The organism is Kitasatospora sp. Xyl93 (assembly GCF_055383135.1).
In genome coordinates, this window is the sequence record NZ_AP029185.1 from 2,705,745 (window position 1) to 2,725,898 (window position 20,154).

The 20,154-nt window shown below is 76.9% G+C and carries 5 protein-coding genes; 1 reads left to right on the plus strand and 4 read right to left on the minus strand.

What is annotated here, in order from left to right; genetic code table 11:
- Positions 1-4: 4 nt before the first annotated feature.
- Positions 5-1,003 carry a DNA polymerase III subunit delta gene (holA, locus tag ACZ5GH_RS12020; RefSeq protein WP_387748272.1) on the minus strand — a complete coding sequence of 333 codons (999 nt, stop codon included), beginning with the start codon at positions 1,001-1,003 and terminating at the stop codon, positions 5-7.
- Between the two features lie 146 nt (positions 1,004-1,149).
- Between holA and ACZ5GH_RS12025 the strand changes: the two genes are divergently transcribed.
- On the plus strand, positions 1,150-1,386 hold the full coding sequence (locus ACZ5GH_RS12025; protein WP_387749251.1) for a hypothetical protein: 237 nt from the start codon (positions 1,150-1,152) through the stop codon (positions 1,384-1,386).
- 64 nt (positions 1,387-1,450) lie between these two features.
- Here ACZ5GH_RS12025 and ACZ5GH_RS12030 read toward each other — a convergent pair whose 3' ends face one another.
- From ACZ5GH_RS12030 to ACZ5GH_RS12040, 3 genes are all read right to left on the minus strand, one after another.
- Positions 1,451-2,626 carry an acyl-CoA dehydrogenase family protein gene (locus ACZ5GH_RS12030; RefSeq protein WP_464334238.1) on the minus strand — a complete coding sequence of 392 codons (1,176 nt, stop codon included), beginning with the start codon at positions 2,624-2,626 and terminating at the stop codon, positions 1,451-1,453.
- Positions 2,627-2,688: 62 nt separating this feature from the next.
- Positions 2,689-9,747, minus strand: coding sequence for a hybrid non-ribosomal peptide synthetase/type I polyketide synthase (locus tag ACZ5GH_RS12035; RefSeq protein ID WP_464334239.1), 7,059 nt, complete (start codon positions 9,745-9,747; stop codon positions 2,689-2,691).
- A gap of 59 nt (positions 9,748-9,806) precedes the next feature.
- On the minus strand, positions 9,807-19,628 hold the full coding sequence (locus tag ACZ5GH_RS12040) for a type I polyketide synthase (RefSeq protein ID WP_464334240.1): 9,822 nt from the start codon (positions 19,626-19,628) through the stop codon (positions 9,807-9,809).
- Positions 19,629-20,154: the final 526 nt, after the last annotated feature.

The following is a 20,154-nucleotide window of genomic DNA, read 5'->3' on the forward strand; positions in this document are numbered from 1 at the left end:
GCCGTCAGTACGAGGGCCGGGAGCCGGCCCGGGCGGCGCGGGCGACGGCGACCACCGCGCGCTCCAGGGCGAAGGCCGGGTCGTCCGAGCCGCCCTTGACGGCGGCGTCGGCCTGGGCGATCGCGGTCAGCGCGGCGGCCACCCCGTCGCCCGTCCAGCCGCGCATCTGCTGGCGGACCCGGTCGACCTTCCACGGCGGCATGCCCAGCTCACGGGCCAGGTCGCCCGGGCGCATGTTCCGCCCGGCGCTCGCCAGCCGGCCGATGCTGCGCACGCCGGAGGCCAGCGCGTAGGTGATGCCGGTCGGCGGCTGGCCGACGGCCAGCGCCCAGCGCAGCCGCTCCAGCGCCTCCGCGGCCCGGCCGGTGACGGCCAGGTCGGCCACCTCGAAGCCGGTCGCCTCGGCCCGGCCGCTGTAGTAGCGGGCCACCACCGTCTCGTCGATCGCGCCCTCGACGTCCGAGGTCAGCTGGTGGCAGGCGGCCGCCAGCTCGCGCAGGTCGCTGCCGAGCGCGTCCAGCAGCGCCTGGCAGGCCTCCGGGGTCGCGGAGCGGCCCAGGGTGCGGAACTCGCCCTTGACGAAGGCCAGCCGCTCGCTCGCCTTGGCCAGCTTGGCGCAGGCCACCTCGCGCCCGCCGGCCTTGCGCCCGGCGTCCAGCAGGCCCTTGCCCTTGGCGCCGCCGGCGTGCACCAGCACCATGACCACTTCCTCGGCCGGCTCCTCGATGTACGCCTTGACCTCCTTCACCGAGTCGGCGGAGAGGTCCTGCGCGGCCCGGACCACGATCACCTTGCGCTCGGCGAACAGCGAGGGCGTGGTCAGCTCGGCCAGGCTGCCGGGCTGCAGGCCGCCGGGGGGGATGTCCCGTACGTCGGTGTCCGGGTCCGCGGCCTTCGCCGCCGCCACCACCTGGGCGACCGCGCGGTCCAGCAGCAGCTCCTCCTGGCCGACCGCGAGGGTCAGCGGGGCGAGCAGGTCGTCGGGTGCACTCTTCCTGGCCATCGCGTACCAGCATCCCACGGGCCGCGGACACTCCCGCCCGACGGAGCGGGCCGCCCGACCTGGACAATGGCCGGGTGACCGAGAACCACACCGCCGACCTCCCGACCGCCGACCAGCCGGCCGTCTCCGACCCGTACGCCCGGCAGCTGCTCGTCCTGCCCGACCGCGACACCGCCGAGGAGGCCTCCGAAGAGCTCGCCGCCACCCAGCCCGACCTCGGCGAGCTCGAAGTCGTCCGCGACGCGCTCGCGGGCGAGGACGACGCCGAGGACGCCCAGTGGCTGGTCGTGGCCGAGGCCCCGGAGAGCGGCTGGACCCCTGCCCTGCTGCACGTCCTCGACACCCTCGCGGCCGGCTACGAGGGCTGGCGCGAGGAGGCCTGAGGGCGGGGCCCCTGGGGAGCCCCGGCGGCTCCCCGGGGCTCCGGTCCGCTCCGGTCCGCTCCGGTCAGAAGTGCGGCGAGCCGGGGGTGCCCCCGAGCCGCAGGTCGCCGACCCCGTCGAGGATCCCCTCCGCCGAGGCGACGTGGCGCCCCGCGGTGATGACGTCGCGCAGGCAGCGGTCCAGCGGGGTGCGCTCGGTGTAGACCGCGGCCGATCCCACCACGTCGTACAGGAGTTGGACCGCCTCCCGGCAGGCCCGGTGCGCGAACCGGCGGGCCAGCGCGGCGGTGCCGCGCTCCGGTGCCAGACCCGCCGCCTGGGCGGCCCAGGCCCGCTCCAGCGTGGCGTACACGTAGGCGTCGGCCGCGCCGATCAGCGACTCGGCGTGCGCGAGGTCGGCCGGGGCGCCCGGGAAGGGCAGCGCGCTGCGCCGGGCGGACAGCAGCTCCCGGGCGCAGTCCAGCGCGGCCCGGCCGATGCCCAGCGGCACGCCCGCCATCTTCAGGGCGAGGTTGTCGGCGCGCAGGTGGAGCGGCTGCGGCCGGGTGCCGGACGGCGCCAGGGCGAAGGTGTGCCGCTCCGGGACGAACAGGTCGGCCACCTCGAAGTCGTGCGAGCCGGTGCCGCGCAGCCCGGTGGTGTGCCAGGTGTCGAGCACCCGGGCGTGCGCGGCGTCGAGGACGGCGATCCGCGGGGTGCCCTCCGGGGTCTGGAACCCGGCCATCACCCGGTCGGCGTGGGTGATCCCGCTGGCGTGGGTCCAGCGGCCGGTCAGCAGGTAGCCCCCGCCGTGCCGGACCGCCCGCCCGGCTGGCGGCAGCACCGTCGCGGTGATCAGGTCCGGGTCCGGGAACAGCTCGGCGAAGACGTCCTCGGGCAGCGAGACCACGGCCAGCGAGGCGTTCAGCGCGACGGAGGCGCACCAGGCGACCGAGGCGTCCCCCGCGGCCAGCAGGTCGATCGCCCGGGTGGTCTCCGGCACGGTCATCTCGACCCCGCCCAGCCGCGGCGGCAGGGCGGCCCGCAGCAGCCCGGTGGCCTTCAGGCCGTCGAGGACGTCAGCGGGGATCCGGCCCAGCCGCTCGGTCTCGGGCGCGGTGGCGGGCAGTCGGGCGGCGTAGCTCCGTACGCGTTCCAGGACCGATGCGGCGGTCCGGGCCGACCCGGTCCGGGGCGTCTCGGTCCGGGGCGTCTCGGTCCGGGGCGTTCCGGCCCGGGGCGGCAGTTCGAGGGTGGTCATCCGGTCCTCCGGGTTCGACGAGGGCGTCGGGCGATGGGTTCGGGTCGTTGCGCTGGTCCGGGTCACAGGTCGTTCAGCGCCTTGTCGAGCTCGGCCGCCAGGGTGTGGAGGTAGGGGGCGCGCATGACGCTGTAGTGGTCGCCGGGCACGTCGACGCTCTCCGCCCGCTCGCCGAGCAGGTCCAGCCACTGCCGGGTGGCGGCGGTGGTGGCCCCGTCCATCGCCCGCAGCAGCCGGACCCGGCCCCGGTACGGGACGGGGTCGTGCTCGGCCAGCGCCCGGCTGAGGCGCAGGAACCGGCCCGCGAGCCGCTCCAGGGTGGCGGCGTCGATCTCCTCCGGCAGCACCCCGGCCCGCCGGGCGCGGGTCAGCAGCTCCTCGACCGGGGAGCGGCCGCCGGTGGACTCGAACTCGGCCGGACCGGGGTTCCAGTCGCGGCCGGCCAGCCCGGCCAGGTCGCGGGCGAACCGGGCCAGCAGCGCCGGCTCGGCGGCGGGCTCGGTACGGCCGGGCGGTTCGAGCAGGTCCACGGCGGCGACCAGCTCGACCACCGCGCCCCGCCCGGTGAGCAGCCGGGCGGTCTCCAGGGCGATCACGCCGCCCATCGACCAGCCGCCGAGCCGGTACGGGCCGTCCGGGAACCGGGCGGTGATCGCGTCGGCGTAGTGCGCGGCGAGCTCGGCCACGGTGAGCGGCGCGGGTTCCGCGGCGGGGTCGCGCCGGGGGTCCTGCTCGGAGTCCTGCCGGAGGTCCTGCCCGGGGTACTGGAGGGCGTGGACCGGCTGGTCCTCGTCCAGCAGCGCGCCGAGCCCGGCGTAGCAGAGCACGTCACCGCCGACCGGGTGGACCAGGAACAGCGGCGGCCTGGTCCCGGTGCCCCGGACGGTGACCAGGGCCGACCGGCCCTCGTCGCCGGTCCGGCCGTCCTCGCCCGCCCGGTCGCGCAGTTCCTCGGCCAGCGCCTCGACGGTCGGCCGGGCGAGCAGCGCGGCCACCGGCAGCGAGCGGCCGGTGCGCTGCCGGATCCGGGCCATCATCCGCACCGCGAGCATCGAGTCGCCGCCGAGGTCGAAGAAGTTCGCGCTGACGTCGAAGCCGTTCGCGGGGACTCCGGAGTCGTCCGCGGTGACGCCGGAGTCAGGGGAGTCCGGGCGGCCGCCGTCGGGGTCGGCCGGGCCGCCGAAGGGGTCGGCGGCGCCGTCGGCCGTCCCGCCGCGGGCGCCGAAGAACTCGGCCCAGATCCCGGCGAGCAGCCGCTCGGCGGCGTCGCGCGGGGCGACCGGCCCGCCGGAGCGCGGGGCCGCCTGCCCGGGCGAGGGCAGCCGGCGGCGGTCCACCTTGCCGTTGTCGGTCAGCGGCAGCTCCGCCAGCGGGACGATCCGGGCGGGCACCATGTAGCCGGGCAGCTCCCGGCCGAGCGCCGCGCGCAGCTCCTCCTCGGAGGCGTCCGCCACCGCGTACCCGACGAGCCGCCGCGGTCCCCCGCGCTCGCCCTCGGCCACCACGGCCGCCGCCCGGACCCCCGGGTGGCGCAGCAGCGCCGCCTCGACCTCGCCGAGCTCGATCCGGTGGCCCTGGATCTTCACCTGGAAGTCGGCGCGCCCCAGGAACTCGATGTCGCCGTCCGGCAGGTAGCGGCCGAGGTCGCCGGTGCGGTAGAGCCGCTCCCCCGTCGCCGGGTGGCGCAGGAAGGCCGCCCGGGTCTTCGCCTCGTCACCGAGGTAGCCGCGGGCCAGGCCGGTGCCGGCGATGTACAGGTCGCCGGGGACCCAGGTCGGGCGCGGCCGCAGCGCCTCGTCCAGCACATGGAAGCGCTGGTTCCGCATCGGTCGGCCGTACGGGATGCTCGTGCGGTCCGGGTCCACCTGGGTGACGGGGTGCAGGATCGACCAGATGGAGGCCTCGGTCGCGCCGCCCAGACTGTGGATCCGCGCCTGCGGCAGGATCCCGGCGATCGCGCCCGGGAGGGTGACCGGGATCCAGTCGCCGCTCATCATCACCACCCGCAGCGAGGACGGGCCGCCGCCGAGCGCCCGCAGGTGCTCGACGAACATCTCCATCAGCGCGGGGACGCTGTTCCAGACCGTCACCCGGTGCCGGTGCACCAGCTCCAGCCAGGCGGCCGGCTCGCGCTGCGCCGAGGCGTCGGGCAGGACCACCGCGCCGCCGGCCGCGAGCAGGCCGAACACGTCGTAGACCGAGAGGTCGAAGTTGAGCGCGGACAGCGCCAGCACCCGGTCGTCCTCGGTCACGCCGAAGCGGTCGTTGACGTCCTGGATCGTGTTGACCGCGCCGGTGTGCTCGATCATCACGCCCTTCGGCACCCCCGTGGAGCCCGAGGTGAAGATCACGTACGCGAGGTCCTCGGGCCGGGCCGGGGAGGGCGGCAGCGGACCCTCCGCGCCGGTGTCCTCCGGCTCGGTGTCGACGTGCAGCGCGCGGATGCCGTCCGGCAGGTCGAGCCCGGCCGCCACGGCCGAGCGGGTCAGCACCAGGCCGATCCCGGCGCTCTCCACGATCATCCGCAGCCGGGGCCCGGGCATCGCGGCGTCGACCGGCACGTAGGCGGCCCCGGTCTTGAGGACGGCCAGCGCCGCGACGACCTGCTCCCAGCCCTTGTCCATCACGATGCCGACCAGCGCGCCCGGTCCGGCGCCGTACCCGATCAGCCGGCGGGCGATCCGGTCGGAGCGGCGGTCCACCTCGCGGTAGCTGAGCGTCCGGGCGGCGGTGATCACGGCGGGCGCGTCCGGCCGGGCCGCGGCCTGCCGCAGGAACCCGTCGTGCAGCAGCTCTGCGGGAACGGGGCCGTCGGTGGCGTTGACGGCCCGGCGGACCTCCAGGTCGGCCGCCGGCACGGGCACCGACGGCGGGCGGCGCCACGCCCCCTCGTCGCAGAGGTCCCGCACCAGGTCCAGGTAGGCCTCCCACATCCCGTCCACCACGCCGTCGGGGAACACCTCCTCCACCACGTCCCAGTTCAGGACCAGCTCCCCGGCCTCCTCCAGGGCCTGGTGGTCGAGCCACACCTGCGGGGTGCGCACCGAGCTGGAGGCCAGCTGGCCGGCGGTGCCGAGGGTGGTCAGCGCGGTGAGCGCCCCGCGTTCGGCGTCGTCGGCGAGGCCGGCCCCGGAGAGGCCGCTGCCGACGAGGCCGCCGTCGCCGTCGCCGGCGAAACCGTCACTGGCGAAGCCGCCGCCGGAGAAGCCGATCGTGCTGGTGAAGACCACCGGCATGCCCGCCAGGCCCGTCCCGCCCCGGGTGCGGTTGAGCTCGCGCAGCACCTCGACGCCGCTGACGTGGCCGTGTTCGAGGTCGGCCAGCAGCTGGTCCTGCAGGCGTGTGGCCCCGTGGACGAAGGCCTCGCCGGGAGCGGCGTCGACCTCCAGCAGGGTGGTGGAGCTGAGGTTCCCGACCACCCGGCCGGCGTCCTCGTGCAGCGGCCGCCGGTGGAACGCCAGCAGGTTGAGCGTGAAGCGCGGCGAGGCGCTCCAGGCCCCGAGCACCTGCGCGTACGCGGCGCACAGCGCGGCCGAGGGCGAGAGGCCCGCCACGGCGGCGTGCTCCTTGAAGCGCCGCCACGCCCCGGACTCCACCCGGGCCGTGCGGTGGACGAACAGCGGCTTCCGGGGCGCCGGGCCCGGGCGCAGCGGCAGGGCGGGGGCGGGCGGCAGCGAGTCGACCCGGGCCCGCCAGTACGCGAGCGAGGTCTCGCGCCGCTCGGCGTCCGCCTCGGCGGCGGCGAGCACGTAGTCGCGGTAGGTGACGCCCGGGGCGGGCGTCGCGGGCGTCCCGTCGCGGTAGGCCTGCGCCCACTCCCGGAACAGCAGCCCGGAGCTGCGGCCGTCGACGATCAGCGCGTCGAAGTTGAGGTGCAGCCGGGTGGTGCGGGCGTCCAGCAGGGTGGCCCGGACGTCGAACAGCGGCCAGACCTCGGTGTCGAAGACCTGGTCCCGCATCTCCCGGTGGATCCCGGCCAGGCGTTGCTCCCGGTCGGCCCGGTCGCAGGCCCGCAGGTCGACGGTGGCGATCCGGTAGTCGGGGACCTCGGCGAGCACCCGCTGGTGCCCGTCCCGGGAGACGACCGCGCGGAGCATGTCGTGCCGGTCGACGAGCTGTCGGAAGGAGGCGGTCAGCCGGTCGAGGTCGGTGTCCGTCAGGTCCACCTCGACCAGGAAGGAGGTGGAGACGTTGCCGAGTTCGAAGGCGTCGGTCCGGCCGACCAGGTAGGCCTGCTGGAGGTCGGTGAGCGGGAACGGCTCGTGGCGGGCCGCCGGGTCGGCGACCAGCGCCGCCCCGGGCCGGCCGCCTTCGCCGCCGCTGCCGCCGTCGTTGTTGTGAGCGGTCTGGGCGGCTTGGACGGCCCGGGCGATCGCGGTGACGCTGCGGCCGTCCAGCAGCTCGCGCAGCGGCAGGTCCACGCCGAGCCGCCGGGCGAGGGTCTGCCGGATGTCCGTCGCGATCAGCGAGTCGACGGCCAGGCGGCGCAGCGGCAGGTCCCGGTCGTCGCCGGTGACGGCCGCGCCGCGCGCCCGGCCGACGATGCCGGCCACCAGCTCGACCACGTCCTCCGGCCCGGGAGAGGCGGGCTCCCGCTCCCCCGCCGCCCGGGTGGGCGCGGGGGCGTCCGGCACCGCTTCCAGGCGCACCCCGTCGGCGAGCGCCACCGGCGCGCCGTCGGGGCCGACCAGCCGTACCTGCGCGACCAGCGACCCGTCCGGGGCAGCCGGAGCCCCGCCCCGGCGGGGGCCGCCGGTCCAGAGCCAGTAGCGCTCGCGCTGGAACGGGTACCCGGGCAGCGGCACCGGCGGCCCGCCGGGCTCGCCGTGCACCCGTGCCCAGTCGATCCGCACGCCCCGGGTGTAGAGCGCGCCGAGGCCGTCCAGCAGGGTGCGCCGGGCGTCCTCCCCCGGGCGCAGCGACGGCAGGACGGCGGTGTGCCCGGCCGCCCGGACCTCGTCGAGCAGTGGCGAGGCGGGCCCGAGCTCCACGAAGGTGCGGTGGCCGTCCCGCAGCAGCGCGGCGAGGCCCGCCCTGAACCGCTCCGGACCGGCGGCGTCCGGCCCCGCGGCGTCCGGCACGCTCCGGGCCGCCACCAGCGCGTCCTCCGGGCTCATCGTGCCCGTGACGCACGCGGCCACCAGCTCGCCGGTGCCGTGGCCGAGGACGGCGGCGGGCCGCACCCCCCACGAGCGCCACAGCTCGGCGAGCGCGTACCCGACGGCGAACGGCGAGAGCCGGCCGCCGGGCGCCTCGGTGCACTGGTCCAGGGCGCGGCGGAAGACCGGCTCGGCCTCGGCCAGGACGGCGACCGCCTCGGCGTCCGGCCCGTCCAGGGGGCCGTCGGCCCCGGTCAGGAGGAACACCGGGCCCCGGCCGCTCTCCGGCGTCCGGGTGCCGACGCGGACGCCGGGCGGCGGCTCCTCGCCCCGGCGCGTCCGCAGGAGGAGGTCCCGCAGCTCGGAACAGGAGGAGGCGACGGCCGTGAGCCGGTGCGGGAAGTGCGCCCGGCCGAGACTGGTGGCGCGGCAGATCGCACCGAGCGGATCACCGGCTCCGCCCGCTTCGCCCGCTTCGCCCGCTTCGCCCGCTTCGCCCGCTTCGCCCGCTTCACCCGCTTCACCCGCGAGCAACTCGACGTAGCGGTCGGTGAGTTCGGCGAGCGCCGCGGGCGTCCTGGCCGACAGCGTCAGCAGCCGCGGACCGCCCGGCCCGGCCTCCTCGGACGGCTCCGCCGCCGGGGCCGCCGGGGCCTCCTCGATGATCACGTGGGCGTTGGTGCCGCTGATGCCCTGCGAGGACACCCCGGCGCGCCGGGGCCCCGACGTCTCGGGCCACTCCGTCTGCTCGGCGACCAGTTCGACCGCGCCCGCCGACCAGTCGACGTGCGGGGTCGGATCGTCCGCGTACCGGGTGGCGGGGAGGGTGCCGTGACGCATCGACAGCACCGTCTTGATGACCCCGGCGACGCCCGCCGCCGCCTGGGAGTGCCCGATGTTGGGCTTCAGCGAGCCGAGCTTCAGCGGCCGCTCCCGGTCCCGGCCGTAGGCGGCCAGCAGGGCGCGCGCCTCGATCGGGTCGCCGAGCTCGGTACCGGTGCTGCTCGCCTCCACCACCTGGACGTCTCCGGGCGACAGCCGCGCGTCCGCCAGCGCCTGCCGGATGACCCGCTGCTGCGCCGCCCCGCTCGGCGCGGTGAAGCCGTTGCTGGCACCGTCCTGGTTCACCGCGCTGCCGCGCACCACGGCCAGCACCTGGTGGCCGCGCCGCCGCGCGTCCGACAGCCGCTCCAGCAGCAGCACGCCCATGCCCTCGGAGAGCCCGCTGCCGGCGGCGCCGGCCGAGAAGGGGCGGCACCGCCCGTCCGGTGACACGCCCTGCATCCGGGTGAACTCGGTGAACAGCTGCGGGGTGGACATGATCGTCGCACCGCCCGCCAGCGCCATCTCGCACTCGCCGCCGCGCAGCGACCGGACGGCCAGGTGCAGCGCGACCAGCGAGGACGAACAGGCCGTCTCCACGGTCATCGCCGGGCCGCGCAGGCCGAAGGTGTAGGAGATCCGGCCCGACGCGGCGCCGCCCACCGCCCCGGTGGTCAGGAAGCCCTCGGCCTCCTCCGGCACCTCGCCGAGCCCCAACCCGTAGTCGAGGTTCGACAGGCCGGTGAACACGCCGGTCTCGGTGTCGCGCACCGACTCCGGGTCGATCCCGGCGTCCTCGAAGGCCCGCCAGGCGGTCTCCAGCAGCAGCCGCTGCTGGGGGTCCATGGCCAGCGCCTCGCGCGGGCTGATGCCGAAGAAGCCGGCGTCGAACTCGGCCGCGTCGTAGAGGAACCCGCCCGAGCCGGTCAGGCTCCGCCCGCCGTTGTCGGGGTCGTACAGCCCCTCCTCCCAGCCCCGGTCGCGGGGGAACTCGCCGACCGTCTCCCCGCCCGAGGCCAGCAGCCGCCACAGCGCCTCGGGCGAGTCGACCCCGCCCGGGTACCGGCACGCCATGCCGACGATCGCGATCGGCTCCCGCTCCCCCTCCTCCAGTTCGCGCAGGCGCCCGCGCGCCTCGTGCAGGTCGAGGGTGAGGCGCTTGAGGTATCCGAGCAGCTTCTCGTCCGATGCTGATGCCATGACGGATCGGTCCTTCCTCCGTGGGGGTGCGGTGGGCTCGCGGCGGGGTGGGGCGGGGGTCAGATGAGTTCGCGGTCGATGAAGTCGAGGAGTTCCTCGGCGGTCGCGGCCTCGACGAGCGCCGCCACGTCCTCGTCGAGGTCCCCGGCGGACGGCTGCTCGGGGGTGGACGGGCTTCCCTGGACGGACGGCGCTCCCTGGACGGGCGCGGTGTCCTCGACGGGTCCGGCGGCCTCGACGGATCCGGCGGCCTCGACGGGCGGCACGAGCCCGTCGTCCAGGACGGCGACCAGCTCGGGCAGCGTCGGCGCCTCGAACAGCAGGGTGAGCGGGAGCTTGAGCCCCGTCGCCGCGCCCAGGCGGTTGCGGAACTCGACCGAGGTGAGCGAGTCGAAGCCGAGCTCGCCGAACGGCCGGTCGTCCGGGATCGCCTCGGGCCGGGAGCCCAGGACGGCGGCCATGTGGGTCCGGATCAGATCGGCCAGCACGTCGGCGCGTTCACTGGCCGTCCGGCCGCTCAGCTCCTCGCGCAACGGCCGGTTCCGCCGCCGGCCGGGGCCGTTCCCGGCCTTCCCCGCCCCGGCGGCCGCCACCACCTCGCGCAGGACCGGCGGGAGGTCCGGCCCGAGGTCGCGCAGGACGTCCCGGTCGAGCCGGGCGGGCACCAGGACGGCGTGCGGCGACGGCAGCGCCGCGTCCAGCAGGGCCAGGCCGTGCTCGGGGGCGATCTCCACCAGTCCGGCCCGGGCGAACCGGGCGCGGTCGGCGTCACCGAGGGCGCCCAGCATGCCGTCCTGGTCGCCCCACAGGCCCCAGGCCAGCGCGAGGGCGGGCAGGCCCTGCGCCCGGCGGTGCCGGGCGAGCGCGTCGAGGAAGGCGTTGGCGGCGGTGTAGCCGCCCTGGCCGGCGCCGCCGAGCGTCCCCATCACCGAGGAGACCAGGACGAAGGCGGTGAGCGGGTGGCCGGCGGTCAGCTCGTGCAGGTGCCAGGCGCCGTCGGCCTTGACCCGCATCACCCGGTCGATCTGCGCGGGGGTGAGCGAGGTGACCGGCGCGTCGTCGACCACGCCGGCCGCGTGGATCACGGCGGTCAGCGGGTGCCCGCCGGGGACGGCCGCGATCATCGCGGCGACGGCGGCCCGGTCCGCGACGTCCACGGCCGCGAACGCCACCTCGGCGCCGAGCCCGGTCAGTTCGGCCGCCAGCTCGGCCGCTCCCGGCGCGTCGCCGCCGCGGCGGCCGGCCAGCAGGAGCCGTCGGGCGCCGTGCCCGGTGACCAGGTGCCGCGCCAGGGCCCGGCCGATGGCGCCGGTCCCACCGGTGATCAGCACGGTTCCGTCCGGGTCGAGGACCGGCGGGACGGTGAGTACCACCTTGCCGACGTGACTGCCCTGGCGCAGCAGCCCGAGGGCCTCGGGCGCCCGCCGGACGTCCAGGTCGGTGACGGCGGGCCAGCCGAACGCGCCCCGGGCGAACAGCTCGACCGTCCGGCCCAGCAGGCGGGCGAGGTGCTCGGGCGGCAGCTCCAGCAGGTTGAACGCCCGGTAGTGCACGCCGGGGTGCGCGGCAGCCACCTCGGCGGGGTCGCGCTGGTCGGTCCGGCCCAGTTCGACCAGGAGTCCGCCGGGGCGCAGCAGCCGCAGCGACTCGTCGACGAGCTCGCCGGTCAGCGAGTTCAGGACGAGCGCCATGCGGCGGCCGTCCGCGGCGAGGCGGGCGCCGAAACGGGCGCCGAAGCCCGGCTCGCGGGAGGACGCGAGGTGGTCGTCGTCCAGGCCGAGGGCGCGCAGCGCCGGCCACTTGGCGGGGCTGGCGGTCGCGAAGACCTCCGCGCCCAGGTGCCGGGCCAGCTGGACGGCCGCCAGGCCGACGCCGCCCGCACCGGCGTGGATCAGCACCGGGTCCCCCGCGCCCACACCGCCCAGTTCGACCAGGGCGTGCAGGGCGGTCAGGTGGGCGACCGGCACGGCGGCGGCCCGGGTGAAGGACCAGTCGTCCGGGATCCTGACCAGGGTGCGGTGGTCGGCCTGGGCCACCGTGCCGAACGCGGCGGGGAACAGGCCCATCACGCGGTCGCCGACGGCCAGGCCGGTCACCCCGGGGCCGGTGGCGGTGACCACGCCCGCGCCCTCCAGGCCGAGCGGGCCGGGGTCGCCGGGGTGCATGTCGAGCACGCCCAGGACGTCGTGGAAGTTGAGCCCGGCGGCGCGGACCGCGATCCGGACCCGGCCGGGGCCGGGTCCGGCGGCGGCCTCGGGGCAGGGGCGCAGCTCCAGGCCGCTGAGGGTGCCGCGCTCGGGGATGTCCAGGTGCCAGGCCGCCGCGTCCTGCGGGGGCCGCAGGGCGGGGTCGCCCGCGGCGGAGACCAGCCGGGGCACCAGGACGGCGCCGTCGCGGACGGCCAGCTGGTTCTCGTCCGGGGTCAGTGCGGCGGCCGGGACCGCCGGGGTGCGCTGCGGGGTGCGCTGCGGGTTTCCCGTCGGGTCGGTCTTCGGGTCGGTCTTCGGGTCGGCCTTCGGGTGGGCCTCCGGGGAGGTGGTGCCGGGGGCCAGGTCGACCAGGGCGAACCGGCCCGGGTGCTCGACCTGGGCGGTCCGCACCAGGCCCCAGACCGCCGCCTGGGCGAGGTCCCGGACGGTCTCGCCGGGCCGGACGGCGACCGCGCCCCGGGTGACCAGCACCAGGCGGGCGCCGGCGAGCCGGTCCTCGGCGAGCCAGCGGCCGAGCAGGTCACGGGTGCGGTGGACGGCGGTCCTGGCCGCCGCCGCCGGGTCGGGGCGGGCCTCGTCGTCTTCGGGTCCTCCGGCCGCCCCGGCCTCTCCGGTGGGGCAGGTCACGGCGGTGGGTCCGGCCGGGTCGACGGTGTCGAGGTCGAGGGTGTCCCAGGGGACGACCGGCACCTGACCGTCCGTCGGTCCGGGCGCCGGTCCGGAGGCCGATCCGGGCAGTGGTCCGGGCGTCGGCTCGGGCAGCGGTTCCCAGCCGAGGGCGAACAGCGAGTCGCGCGCGGCGGCCGCCGGGTCGGCCGGGCGGCCCGTCGCGACCGGACGCAGCTCCAGCGACTCGACCCGGCCCACCGGCTCCCCGGCGGCGTCGAGCAGGGTCAGCGGGAGGCCGCCGTCCACGGCGGGCCCGGCGTGCACCCGCAGGGACGTACGGCTGCCGGGCGTACCGGTGGTACCGGCCGTGCCGTGTGAACCGCTCAGACCGTTCGTACCGCTCAGACCGTTCATACCGTTCGTCAGGGACACTCCGCGCCAGCGCAGCGGCTGGACGGCCCGCCCCTCGTGGTCCGCGGCGGCGGCGATCAGGCCGTGCAGGGACGCGTCGAGCAGGGCGGGGTGCAGCCGGTAGGCCCCGGCGTCGGCGGCCGCCGGCTCGGGCAGGACGGCCTCGGCGTACTGCTCACCGCCGTCGCGCCGCCAGGCGGCCCGCAGGCCCTGGAAGGCCGGCCCGTGCTGGTGGCCGCGCAGGGTGAGGTCCTCGTACATCCGGGCCAGCGGCACCGGCGTCGCACCGGCCGGCGGCCACGCGGCGGGGGCCGGGACCGTGCCCGGAGCCGGAGCCGGAGCCGAGGCGGACGCGGACGCGGACGCGGACGCGAGAGCCGATGCCGGAGCGCGGTCGGTGCCCAGGGTGCCGGTGGCGTGCTCGATCCACTCCCCGCCGGTCGCCCGGCCCGAGATCCGGCAGGTCCGCAGCCCGTCACCGTCCGCACCCGACACCCGTACGCGCAGGTCGACGGAGCCGTCCGCGGGCAGCTCCATCGGTGTGCCGACGGTCAGTTCCTCGATCCGCGGCGTCCCGGCCTTGGCGCCCGCGTGCAGGGCCAGTTCCAGGAACGCGGTGCCCGGCACGACGACCGTCCCGGCGAGGGCGTGGTCGGCCAGCCAGGGGTGGCTGCGGGCCGACAGCCGTCCGGTGAACACCGTTTCGCCGTCGCCGAGTTCGACGGCCGCGCCGAGCAGCGGGTGGTCGGCCGGGGCCTGGCCGAGGCCGGCCGTACCGGACGGTCCGGCCGCGCCGGTGAGCCAGTAGCGGCGGCCCTGGAACGGGTAGGTGGGCAGGTCGACGGGGCCGGCGGCCGTCCCGGTCAGCCGCTCCCAGGCGACGGGCAGGCCGCGGACGTGGGCCTCGGCGACGGAGGTGAGGAAGCGGCGCAGGCCCCCGTCGTCGCGGCGCAGCGAGCCGGTCACGATCCCTTCGGCGCCGGCCTCCTCCAGGATCTGGCCGATGCTGCCGCTCAGCACCGGGTGCGGGCCGACCTCGACGAAAGTGGTGTGCCCGGAGGCGACCAGTGCCTCGACCGCCTCCTGGAAGCGCACGGTGTGCCGCAGGTTCCGGTACCAGTAGGAGGCGTCGAGCCCGGCGCCGTCCTGCCAGTCGGCGGTGACCGAGGACATCAGCGCGATCCCGCCGGTGCGCGGCGTCAACGGCGCCATCCCGGCCAGGAGCTTCTCCCGGATCGGCTCGACCGCCGGGCAGTGCGAGGCGTAGGCCGCCGGGATCACCCGGGCGTTGACGCCCTCGGCCCGGTACCCCTCGACCAGGGCGGTGATCGCGTCCGGGGCGCCGGCCACGGCGGTGGTGGCCGGCCCGTTGACCGCGGCGATGCTCAGCGCACCGCTCACCGCCCCGGTCAGCGTGCCCAGGCGTTCGCGCACCCGCGCCGCAGGCAGCGGGACGACGGCCATCATCCCCCGGCCCATCAGGTCGACGGCCAGGGCGCTGCGCAGCGCGATGGCGCGGGCGCCGTCCTCCAGGGAGAGCGCCCCGGCCACGACGGCGGCGGCGATCTCGCCCTGGGAGTGGCCCACCACGGCGTCCGGGACCACCCCGGCCTCCCGCCACAGCTCGGCCAGCGACACCATCACCGCCCACAGCGCGGGCTGGACGACGTCGATCCGGTCGAGCAGCGGCGCGCCGGCCAGGACGTCGGTCAGCGACCAGTCGACGTACGGGTCGAGCGCCCGCTCGCACTCGGCCAGGCGGGCCGCGAACACCGGGCTCTCGGCGGCGAGTCGCGCCGCCATCCCGCGCCACTGGCCGCCCTGCCCGGGGAAGACCAGCACGGTCCGGCCCGGCTCGCCGGCCCGGCCGGTGACCAGGCCGGGGGCCTCCTCGGCGCGGGCCAGCGCGGCCAGGGCCCGCTCGGCCTCCGACCGGTCGGCGGCGACCACCACGGCGCGCTCGTCCAGGGCGGCCCGGGCGGTCAGGGCCGGCGCCGCGGCCACCGGGTCGAGCCGCCCGGACGCCAGCCGCCGGGCCTGCTCGCGCAGGGCGTCCGCGGTCCGGGCCGACAGGACGACCGGCACCACGGCCGGCCGCACCGGCTCGTCCACGGCCTCCGCGCCGGGCTCGGCCGGCGGCTGGGCCAGGATCACGTGCGCGTTGGTGCCGCTGATCCCGAACGAGGAGACGCCGCCGCGCCGCGGCTCACCGGTCTCCGGCCAGGGCCGGGCCCGGTCGAGCAGGGCCACCGAGCCCGCCGTCCAGTCCACGTGCGGGGACGGCTCGTCGACGTGCAGGGTGGCGGGCAGCGCGGACTTCCGGATCGCCTGGACCATCTTGATCACGCCGCCGACGCCCGCCGCGGCCTGGGCGTGCCCGATGTTGGACTTGAGGGACCCGAGCCACAGTGGGCGCTCCCGGTCCCGCCCGTAGGCGGCCAGCAGGGCGTTGGCCTCGATCGGGTCGCCGAGGGCGGTGCCGGTCCCGTGCGCCTCCACGGCGTCGACCTGGCGGGGCGCCAGCCCGGCGTCGGCGAGGGCGTCCTCGATCACGCGCTGCTGGGCGACGCCGCTGGGCGCGGACAGCCCGTTGGAGGCGCCGTCGGAGTTGACGGCGCTGCCGGCCACGACCGCCAGCACCGGGTGGCCGTGCCGGCGGGCGTCCGAGAGCCGCTCGACCACGACCATGCCCGCGCCCTCGCCCCAGCCGGTGCCGTCGGCCCGGGCGGAGAAGGCCTTGCAGCGGCCGTCGGCGGCCAGCACCCGCTGACGGGACAGCTCAACGAACATGCCGGGGGTCGCCATGACGGTGACCCCGCCGGCCAGGGCGAGCGAGCACTCGCCGGCCCTCACCGCCCGTACCGCCTGGTGCAGGGCGACCAGCGACGCCGAGCACGCGGTGTCCACGGTCAGCGCGGGCCCGTTCAGGCCGAGGACGTAGGCGATCCGACCGGAGACCACGCTCACGCTGGTGCCGGTCAGCAGGTGCCCGGCGACGCCGTGCCCGGCCGTCTCCATGCTCGGCCCGTAGCCGGAGTGCATCGCCCCGGCGAACACGCCGGTCCGGCTGCCCTTCAGCGTCGTGGGGTCGATCCCGGCGCGCTCCAGCGCCTCCCAGCCGACCTCCAGCAGGAGCCGCTGCTGCGGGTCCATCGCGAGGGCCTCGCGCGGGCTGATCCCGAAGAACTCCGCATCGAAGTCCGGCACGTCCCGGACGAAGCCGCCCCGGCGGACGTAGGAGGTGCCGACCCGGTCCGGGTCCGGGTGGTGGAGCGCCGCCAGGTCCCAGCCGCGGTCGTCGGGGAAGTCGCCGATGGCGTCGGTGCCGGCGTCGACCAGGTCCCACAGGTCCTCGGGCGAGCGCACCCCGCCGGGGAAGCGGCAGGCCATGCCGACGATGACCACGGGGTCGTCGGCCTCGGCGGCGGCGCGTTCCGGCACGGCCACCGCCGGGGCGGCGGCGGTGGCCGCGAGCCCGGCCACCGCGGCGGCCAGCGCGGCCGGGCTCGGGTGGTCGTACAGGACGGTGCTCTCCAGGTTCAGCCCCGTCGCGGCCGCCAGCCGGTCGCGCAGTTCGAGCGTCATGGCCGAGTCCAGGCCCATCTCGCGGAACGTCCTCCCGGGCCGGACGTCGGCGGCCGAGCCGGCGCCCAGCACGACGGCGGTCAGGCTCCGGACCAACTCCAGGGCCGACCGTCCGTCGGGGGGCGGGGTCTTCCCGGCGGGCCGTCCGGTGCGCCGTCCGATCTGCTGCTCGGCCGACTCTTCCGCCGTCTGCTCGGCCGTCTGCCCGGCCGTCCGCTGGACCGGCTGCTGGGCCGACTGCTCGACCGGCTGTCCGGTCGCCGGCCCGGTGGCCCGCTCGGCCGCCTGCTCGGACTCGGTGAGCCCGGCCCCGGTCATCCCGGTCGGCCAGCAGGAGCGGCGCTGGAACGGGTAGGTCGGCAGGTCGGCGAGCGGTGCCGAGTCGGGCAGCAGCGCCGACCAGTCCACCCCGACACCGCGGACGAAGGCCTCGGCCACCGCCGTGAGGAACCGGCGGCGGCCGCCGTGGCCGCGCCGGAGCGTGCCCAGCGCGGCGCCCTCCCCGCCGCGCAGGTCGATCGCTTGCCGGACGCCCATCGCCAGCACCGGGTGCGGGCTGATCTCCAGGAAGGTCGAGTGGCCCGCGTTCAGCAGGCGCTCGACGGCCGGCCCGAACCGCACCGGTTCGCGCAGGTTGCGGAACCAGTACCCGGGGTCCAGCTCGGCGGTGTCGATCGGTTCGGCGGTGACGGTCGAGTGGAACGGCACGCCGGTGGAGCGGGGGGCGATCCCGGCGAAGGCGGCGAGCAGGTCCTCCCGCAGCCCCTCGACGGCCGCGCTGTGCGAGGCGTAGTCGATCGCGAGCCGCCGGGTGCGCACCTGCTGCCCGTAGTGGGCGGCCAGCGCGTCCAGCGCGGCCGTCGGCCCGGCGACCACCGTGTACGCGGGCCCGTTGACCGCCGCGATCGACAGCCCGGAGCCGCCTGCCGTCGCCGGGGCGCCCGCCGTGAGGCCGACCGTCGCGAGATCCCTCTCCACCCGTTCGACCGGCAGCTCCACCGACAGCAGGCCGCCGTCGCCCGCGATCCGGTTCAGCACCCGGCTGCGCAGGGCCACGATCCGCGCACCGTCCCGCAGCGACAGAGCGCCCACGGCGGTGGCGGCGGCGATCTCGCCCTGCGAGTGGCCCACCACGGCGGCGGGCTCCACCCCGGCCGAGCGCCACAGCGCGGCCAGCGACACCATCACCGCCCACAGCGCGGGCTGGATCACCTCGTCGCCCTCCAGCGCCGGCGCGCCGGGGGCGCCGCGCAGCACGTCGGCCAACGACCAGTCCACGTACGGGCGCAGGGCCTCCGCGCACTCGTCGATCCGCTCGGCGAAGAACGGGGAGGTCTCGATCAGCTCCGCCGCCATGCCCGTCCACTGCGAGCCCTGGCCGGGGAAGACGAAGACCGGCCGGACCGCCGCTCCCTCGTGCCGGCCCTCCACCACGGCCGCCGACGGCTGCCCGGCCGACCGGGCCGCCAGTTCGGCGAGGAAGCCGTCCCGGTCGTCCGCGACGACGACGCAGCGGTGCTCGAACGCGGTGCGGGTCACGGCCAGCGACCGGGCCACCGAGGCCGCCCCGAGCTCCGGGCGCGCCGCCACATGGGCGCGCAGCCGGTCGGCCTGGTCGCGCAGCGCGGCCTCGTCACGCCCGGACAGGACCCAGGGCAGTGCCCCGGCCTCCTCCTGCTCGTCGACGGCCCCAACATCCGGCCAATCCGAGAGGATCACATGGCAGTTGGTCCCGCCGATCCCGAACGAGCTCACTCCCGCCACCAGTCGGCCGCCCGACTCCAGCGGCTTCCCTCCCGCCTCCGCCGGTTGCCCGCTCGGCTCCGCCGGTTGTCCGCTCGGCTCCGCCGGTCGTCCATCCGCCTCCGGCGGAGCGGGCCAGGGGCGGGTCTCGGTGTTGACCCGCAGCCGCAGCTCGTCCAGCGGGACCCGCTCGCCGGGCCCGACGTGGTTCAGGCTGGGGACGAGCTCGCGCTCGCCGAGGCACAGGATGGTCTTGATGAACCCGGCGATCCCGGCCGCGCCCTCCAGATGACCGATGTTCGTCTTCACCGACCCGACCAGCAGCGGGAGTTCGGCCGGACGGGCCGAGCCCAACGCGGCGCCGAGCGCGGCGGCCTCGACCGGGTCGCCGGCCCGCGTCCCCGAGCCGTGCAGCTCGACGTACTGGACCTCGCCCGGCTCGACGCCCGCGTCGGCGCAGGCCGCGAGGACCACCCGTTCCTGCGACGCGCGGCCCGGGGTGGGCAGCGTCTCGGTCGCACCGTCGTTGTTCAGCGCGCTGCCGCGGATGACGGCGTGGATGCGGTCGCCGTCCCGGACGGCGGCCTCCAGGAGCTTGAGGACCACCACCCCGCCGCCCTCGCCCCGGACGTAGCCGTTGGCGCGGGCGTCGAAGGTGAAGCAGCGCCCGTCCGGCGACAGCGTTCCGGCCCGCTCCAGTGCCAGGGTGCTCTCCGGCGCGAGGATCAGGCTCACCCCGCCGGCCAGGGCCAGCTCGGACTCGCCGCTGCGCAGGCTCGCGCACGCCAGGTGCACGGCGGCCAGCGAGGACGACTGGCCGGTGTCCACCACCAGGCTCGGGCCGTTCAGGCCCAGCGTGTAGGAGATCCGGTTGGCGGTCACCCCGCGCTGCAGCCCGGTCAGCGTGTGCCCGGTCACCGCCTCGGGGCCCATCCCGTGCAGCAGCGTCGCGTAGTCGTCCGCGATCACCCCCAGGAAGACGCCCGTCCGGCTGCCCGCCAGATCGCCCGGCAGGGTCCGGGCGTCCTCCAGCGCCTCCCAGGCCAGTTCCAGGGCCAGCCGCTGCTGCGGGTCCATCGCCACGGCCTCGCGGCGCGATACGCCGAAGAACTCGGGGTCGAACCCGTCCACCCGGTCCAGGAACCCGCCGCGCACCGGCCCCCGGCCACCCCGCCGCTCGGACACCGCGTCACCGCCGCCGCGCAGCAGCCGCCAGAACGCCGCCGGCCCGTCCGCCTGCGGAAAGCGGCAGCCGATCCCGACCACCGCGACCGCGTGCGGCGGAAGAGTACCCGCGCCACGACAACCAGCACTGTCCACCATCGATGCACCCCGCAGTGAATCCAGAGAAAGGCCCCGACAAACCGCCGAACGGCCCACCCGGGGCCGCTCCTGAAATTCCTTCGGTTTCCGCGAACCGGCATGCCGAACTCCCCGAACGGCGACTCCGGTCACGAGAAAACACCGGCCCCCACCTGGGCACCGGCACCCGCCCCACGAGGATGCCCCCGGGCCGAACACCACCGGAAGCCGTCCCGGGGGTTCATGATCGTGCGTTGCTGAACCCCGAAGGGGCCCACACATCCCCGACATACCGGGCACGGCCACCCTCCGGCCCGCGGACCGTCCGCCCGAAACCCCGGCCGCCGCCTGGCCAGGAGGTGAGGCTTTTCTGTGGCGCGCTCCGGGCCTGCCCGGAGCGCGCCACAACTGCCTTGCGGCTACTTGCGATTCCTGCGGCGCCTCGCTGCGGGGTGCCCTTTGTCCCCGGGCTTGCGTTCTTTTCACCGGCGCGCTCCGGGCTGAGCCCGGAGCGCGCCGGAACGTTTCTGCCAGCTTTGCGCCGCAC